5 protein-coding genes and 2 tRNA genes are annotated in these 6,294 nt (G+C 54.0%); all 7 read right to left on the bottom strand.

Annotation, left to right across the window (positions count from 1 at the left end):
- Positions 1 to 162 precede the first annotated feature (162 nt).
- The 7 genes from B5E84_RS07345 to B5E84_RS07315 all read right to left on the bottom strand — a co-directional run bounded on the left by B5E84_RS07345 (position 163) and on the right by B5E84_RS07315 (position 6,163).
- Positions 163 to 234: transfer RNA gene (locus tag B5E84_RS07345), tRNA-Gln, on the bottom strand.
- A 177-nt stretch (positions 235 to 411) separates the two neighbouring features.
- The gene (locus B5E84_RS07340) at positions 412 to 1,143 is read right to left on the bottom strand and encodes a nuclease-related domain-containing protein (RefSeq protein ID WP_162612821.1); all 732 of its coding nucleotides are present in this window, start codon (positions 1,141 to 1,143) and stop codon (positions 412 to 414) included.
- A gap of 137 nt (positions 1,144 to 1,280) precedes the next feature.
- Positions 1,281 to 1,352: transfer RNA gene (locus B5E84_RS07335), tRNA-Gln, on the bottom strand.
- A 264-nt stretch (positions 1,353 to 1,616) separates the two neighbouring features.
- Entirely contained in the window at positions 1,617 to 2,801 is a 1,185-nt protein-coding gene (locus B5E84_RS07330) for a cation diffusion facilitator family transporter (RefSeq protein ID WP_087221287.1), read from the bottom strand.
- Positions 2,798 to 3,553, bottom strand: coding sequence for a tRNA pseudouridine(38-40) synthase TruA (gene truA, locus B5E84_RS07325; RefSeq protein ID WP_087221284.1), 756 nt, complete (start codon positions 3,551 to 3,553; stop codon positions 2,798 to 2,800). The genes B5E84_RS07330 and truA overlap by 4 nt, the downstream gene beginning before the upstream one ends.
- Positions 3,554 to 3,818: 265 nt before the next feature.
- Positions 3,819 to 4,961 (bottom strand): glucose-1-phosphate adenylyltransferase subunit GlgD, encoded by a 1,143-nt coding sequence (gene glgD / locus B5E84_RS07320; protein WP_087221281.1) that lies wholly within the window; start codon positions 4,959 to 4,961, stop codon positions 3,819 to 3,821.
- Positions 4,955 to 6,163 (bottom strand): glucose-1-phosphate adenylyltransferase, encoded by a 1,209-nt coding sequence (locus tag B5E84_RS07315; protein WP_087221278.1) that lies wholly within the window; start codon positions 6,161 to 6,163, stop codon positions 4,955 to 4,957. Before B5E84_RS07315 ends, glgD begins: the two co-directional genes overlap by 7 nt.
- Positions 6,164 to 6,294 lie beyond the last annotated feature (131 nt).

Genomic DNA, 6,294 nt, shown 5'->3' with positions numbered 1-6,294 from the left:
TGTGCGCTTGGCGCACACTCGCGCCGGAGCGCGGCTGCGTCAGCAGCCATATTCCTCTGCGCGGAGTGCGCCTCCCGCCGGAGGCTTTTGTGTCATAGGGAACGCAGTTTCCTATGACACAAAAAAGCCCGGAACCATTTCTGATTCCGGACTTCTCAAAAGCTGGGCTACAAGGATTCGAACCTTGAAATGACGGAGTCAGAGTCCGTTGCCTTACCGTTTGGCGATAGCCCATTGCTGAAAGCAGTGATATTATACCGCTCTTTTTCAGCTTCGTCAAGATTATTTTTAATTTTTTTCACGTTCCTTTTTAATTTTTTTTCACGTTCCTGAAATGACTGAAATGCCTGAAGTGCAAGTCTGGATTGCAATATGCCATTTTCGTTGTAAATTTTCAGGAAATATGTCAAATCACCGTTCACGTAAACGGTGACCGGCGGCCTTCTGCGCCCTCCGTTTCTGCCCATGGCGCACCCACCAGAACGGTTTCGTCTGGCCTTTTAAGAAGTCGTAGACTGCCTCCAGCTCCCCATCATCCAGCACACGCTCCATCCGCCACAGCCTGCGGTTGATCTTTCCAGCGGCCCGGCGGCTTTTGCAGACAATGGCATCCGTCCCCTTTTTCCGCACCCGCAGCCGCTCCAGGCGGTCGTTAAACACCACCACGGAGACGATGGGGAGCCGCCAGCCGTGCTCCTCCAGCAGCCGTTTCAGGTGCCTGACATGGCCCTTGTTCTGGTAAATGGGATTGTAAAAGGTGTGATGTTTCCCCGGCAGGTAGTGATCCCAGTATTCCCGGTCGGCCCGTCCTTTCACAGTGCCGTAATAGTTTTTGTTTTCAATCACGAAAATGCCCTTCTCGTGAATCATCACAATATCGGTCTCCGTGCTGCCGCCGCTGCGGCAGGGCAGATAGGCGTTGAACACAAACCGCCGGTTTCCCCGCACCCGTTTCTCCAGGGCCAGGGACGTGAGATATTCGCCCTCTGTTCCCTTATCCGACTCCACCCGTTTCAGCCGCTTTCCCGTCTCGGCCCGGTACTGGGAGCGGCGAAACTCCCGCTTCCGCCTGGTGCGCCAGAGCCAGCCGCAGGCCAGGACGGCCGCCAGAACCGCTCCTGCCAATATCCATGTATGCTCCATCTGTGATGTTCTCCTCTTTCTGTCAGAATGTACGCGGGATCTGTTTCCCTGCCGCGGAGGCTTTTGTGTCATAGAAAACGCAGTTTCCCATGACACAAAAAAAACCGGAAACATTTTCTGTTCCCGGATTCCTTAAGCTGGGCTACAAGGATTCGAACCTTGAAATGACGGAGTCAGAGTCCGTTGCCTTACCGTTTGGCGATAGCCCATCACAACAACGGTTATAATTATAACCGGTGACAGGCCATCTGTCAACAATTTTTTCTACTATTTTTCAGCCTATTTTTCACACCATTTTTCACTTCAACGTAACTTTCATGCTGTCCGGCCATTCCCCGCCGTTTTCCACCCTTTTTTTACCACATTTCCAGCAATCGCCCGCTTTTCTCCGCTGTTTTCCACATCCCCGGAGATTCTGGGGCCGGTTTTCCACAGGGTCGCCCCGGTTTTCCCACCGTTCCGGCATTCCGCTCCTATTCGGCGCCCTTGCCGCAGTAGCTGTTCTCCACCGTGATCACGCAGGCCGCCGTGGGCACCCGCCGCCGGATTTCTGTTTCCACCTGCTCCTTTACTTTGGACTTCATCTGCGGCGTGTAGTCCGCCGGCACCACCAGGTCGAAAATCAGGTTTACGTGCTCCATTCCGTCCACCATGCGGAAATCGTGAAGGGACAGCCTGGAATCCACCTCCGCCAGAGCCTCTTTGGCGGACTGGCGGTAGCTTTCCATCTTTTCATTGTTCATCTCCACCGGGTCCAGATGGATGACCAGGAAAATGTTCAGTTTCCTGGCGGCGTCCCGCTCGATCTGATCTATGATCTCGTGGGAAATCTCCACGTCCACGTTGTTTGGCACCTCCGCGTGAATGGACGCCATGCTCCGGCCCGGCCCGTAGTTGTGGACGATCAAATCGTGGCTGCCTAAAATCCCGTCGTAGCTCTCCACAAACTCCGTGATCTGCCGGTACACCTCCGGGTCGATGGCCTCGCCGATCAGAGGCGCCAGGGTATCTTTCGCAATATTAATTCCGGCGATCATGACCACCACGGAAACTGCCAGTCCCACGATGCCGTCCACGTTCAAATTCAAAAATCCATACACTAAAATAGAGAGAATCGTCGCCGACGTGGCCGCCACATCCCCCAGAGAGTCCGCCGCCGTGGCCATCATCACCTTGGAGTCAATCCGTTTTCCCAGCCGCCTGTTAAACATTCCCAGCCACAGCTTTACGCCCACGGAAAGAAACAAAATCCCCACGGAAATCCAGTGAAAGGTCATGGCCTCCGGCTCCCGGATCTTTCCGATGGAGGTTTTAAACAGGGAAAATCCCACCTGGATAACCAAAAAGGCCACGATAAACGCCGCGATATACTCAATCCGCCCGTGGCCGAAGGGATGTTCCTCGTCCGCCGGTTTTTCCGCCATTTTCACGCCTACAATGCTGACGATGGAGGAGGCCGCGTCCGATAAATTGTTGAACGCGTCCGCCATCACGGAAATACTGTTGGCCATGAGCCCAGTAGCCATTTTTACCACAAACAGCAGCAGGTTGCAGCAAATTCCCACCATTCCGGACAGCTCGCCGTAGCGGGTCCGCACCCCCACATCCTGGGTATTTTCATAATCCTTCACAAACCGCCGCACTAAAAAATCTGTCATTTCCGTCTCTCCCCGTCATAGTCTACCCGCACCAGGCAAAGCCCCTCTGCCGGGGCTGTCGCTCCCGCCGCCTGCCGGTCCTTCGCCTCTAAAATCTCCGTCACCGACTCCGGCGCCCGTTTTCCTTCCCCCACCTCAATGAGGGTTCCGGCTAAGATCCGCACCATATGGTAGAGAAAGCCATCCCCGTAAAAATCCAGGGTCAGCTCTCCGCCCTTCTGCCTGAAATCAATGGAGCGCAGCGTCCGCACCGTGGACTTTTTCATCCTCTTGTTGGCGCAGAAACTCTTGAAATCCCTGGTGCCCACCAGAAGGACCGCGGCCCGCTCCATAGCCTCCACGTCCAGCTCATGGCCCAGGCCATAGAGGTATTTCCGCTCAAAGACCGGTTTCTTTTCCCCCGTCCAGATCCGGTAACGGTAGAGCTTTCCGACGGCGTTTAACCGGCTGTGAAACCGCTCTCCCGCCTCCTCCGCCCCGATGACGGCGATGTCCTCCGGCAGGTATTCATTGAGATAGGCCTTCACCTTTTCCGGGGAAAACCGTTCCTCTACCCGAAAATTGGCCACCTGTCCCCAGGCGTGGACGCCCGCGTCCGTTCTCCCGGCCCCGTGCACCTCCACCGGCCGGCTCGCCATCCGCTCCAGCACCGCCTCCAGCCGGCCCTGGATGGTATTTTCCGTATTTCCCTGCCGCTGCCAGCCGTCATAGCGGCTGCCATCGTATTGCAGCACCACCTTGATATTCCTCATATGTCTCGTTCCTTCTTTATAAAAAGTGTACGCTTGGCGCACACTTGCGCCGGAGCGCGGCTGCGCCAGCAGCCATTTTCCTTTGCGCGGAGTGCGCCTCCTTGCGGAGCATTCCTATTTAACTGGAAACGCCGTTTCCTGCTAAATGAAAAATCGTCCATTCATTATAGTACATGGGGATGGAAAATACAAGACAAAGCGAAAAAACTGGCGCCAGGTTCCCCCGGCGCCAGCCATATCTCTCTATGAAATTACCGCAAAACCATCAGACCTTCTGATATTTCGCCACGTAAACCGGGAAGGTATCCGTTCCCTTGACCTCTTTTCCGGCGGTGATGGTGACGTTCTTGTCAGAAACGATGTACTCGATGTTCGCTCCCTCCTCAACCACTGTATCCTGCATAAGCACACAGTTTTTCACCTTCGCGCCCTTGGCCACCTTTACGCCTCTGAACAGCACGCTGTTCTCCACTTCGCCCTCGATGACACAGCCGTCGGCAGCCATGATGTTCTCCACCTTGGCGCCGGTGATGTATCTGGTGGGGTTGTCGTCGCGGATCTTGGTGTAAATGGGGCTGGGGGAGAACAGGGCATCCAGATTCTCCTCCTCCAGGAGCCGCATATTCTCATCGAAGTAGCCCTTCATGCCGGTGATGCGGGCGATGTAGCCCTCATAGCAGTAGGCCTGTACGTTCAGCTTATCCAGCTGGTTCATCAGGATGTCCCGCTCGAAGTTTACGAAACCGTGGGTGTAGGCGTAGGTGATCTGCTTGATTAACAGCTCTCTCTCCACCACATAGATTCCCATGGAGTAGTTAGTCACATCTGTATCCTTGGCGTTGATCTCCATGCCGGTTACGCGGCCCTCGTCCAGGGTCAGAGTGTAGTAAAACTCCGTGCTCTCCTGGCGCTCTGCCAGCACTGCCTCCGGCAGTTTCTCCTTAGTGTAAGCCATGGTCACGTCGGCGCCGCTCTTTACATGGGCGTCGATCATGGCGCTGAAATCAAAGTTTACGGCAATATCCGCATCGGACATCACCACGTATTTCTCCTTCTGGTCCCTTAAGAAATCCAGAATGCTGGCCAGGGCCTCCAGACGGCCATTGTAGACCTTGATCGTCTTCTCCGCGAAGGGAGGAACGATGTTTAAGCCGCCGTTTTTGCGGGTCAAATCCCACTCACGGCCGGAGCCCAGATGGTCCATCAGGGAATGATAATTCTTGCGGACAATAATGGATACGTTTCCAATGCCGCTGTTTACCATGCTGGACAGGATGAAATCAATCATGCGGTAACGTCCGGCAAACGGGATGGAAGCCATCAGGCGCTCTCCCACCAGTTCCGGCACTACACCGTCACGACTGTTTGGAAAAATAATACCCAGAGCATCTACGTTGGAATTTACCATTGTTCTTCACCACCCTTTACATTATTGCTGACCATCGCATTGGGTCCGATCTTCGCGTTGTCGCCTACATAGACATTGGAGCCTACGGTGGCTACGCCCTTCTCCTCGCCGGAAGGCATCGCGCCAACCACGGCGTTCTCACCGATCACCACATTCTCCGCAACGATACAGTGCTGCACCACAGCGCCGGCCTTGATGGTGGTTCCGCCCATTACCACAGCGTCCTCCACCACAGCGCCTTCCTCTACCTTAACGCCGGCAAAGAGAATGGAATGCTTTACAGTTCCTGCCACATAGCAGCCGTCGGTGATCATGGAATTTTCCACAACTGCGCCTTTTTTGATCTGGTGTCCGGTCATTCCGCTGTTGCGGCTGTAGATCTTCCAGTTCTCGTCGAACAGGTTGATTCCGCTGTGCTCCGGATCCAGGACTTCCATGTTTGCCTCCCAGAGGGAAGAAATGGTTCCAACGTCCTTCCAGTATCCGTTGAAGTGGTAAGCGTACATATTCCGGCCGTCCCGCAGAAGGTTGGGGATGATGTTGTTGCCGAAATCGTTCTCGGAATTGGGATCTGCCTCATCCTCGATGAGGTATTTCTTTAAAATATCCCAGTTGAAAATGTAGATTCCCATGGAAGCCAGGTTGGACTTGGGATTCTTCGGTTTCTCCTGGAACTCTGTAATCTTGTCATTGTCGTCCGTAACCATCAGGCCGAAACGGGATGCCTCGTCCCACGGAACCTCCATAACCGCCACGCTGAACTCCGCGCCCTTTTCCTTGTGGAATTTTAAGAAATCGCTGTAGTCCTGCTTGCAGATCTGGTCACCGGAAAGGATGATCACGTACTGCGGATTGTACCGCTCAATAAAGGAAATATTCTGGTAGATGGCGTTGGCCGTGCCCTTGTACCAATCGGAGCCGGACGCCTGCTGATAGGGCGGAAGCACATGAACGCCGCCGTGAAGCCTGTCCAGATCCCAGGGCTGTCCATTGCCAATGTACTCGTTCAGCACCAGCGGCTGGTACTGGGTCAGAATACCCACCGTATCAATACCGGAATTCACACAGTTAGACAGCGGAAAGTCGATAATACGGTACTTTCCGCCAAAGGGAACTGCCGGCTTTGCCAGCTTTTGCGTCAGAGCATACAGACGAGACCCCTGACCGCCGGCAAGAAGCATTGCAATCATTTCTTTTGCCATACTCTCTCCTCCTAGTTTTGCAGATATATTAATAGTAGAATTGTACCACAAAACCTGGAAAAGGGGTAGTCTTTTGTGCATTATTTACACAAATTTTATAGAGGGATTTTGGGAAACCTTAGAAGAATGTG

The organism is Lachnoclostridium sp. An14, from assembly GCF_002160755.1.
In the GTDB taxonomy this organism is placed as follows: Bacteria; Bacillota; Clostridia; order Lachnospirales; family Lachnospiraceae; genus Lachnoclostridium_A.
The sequence above is the reverse complement of the archived record's forward strand: the minus strand, read 5'-3'. Positions and strand labels throughout refer to the sequence as shown.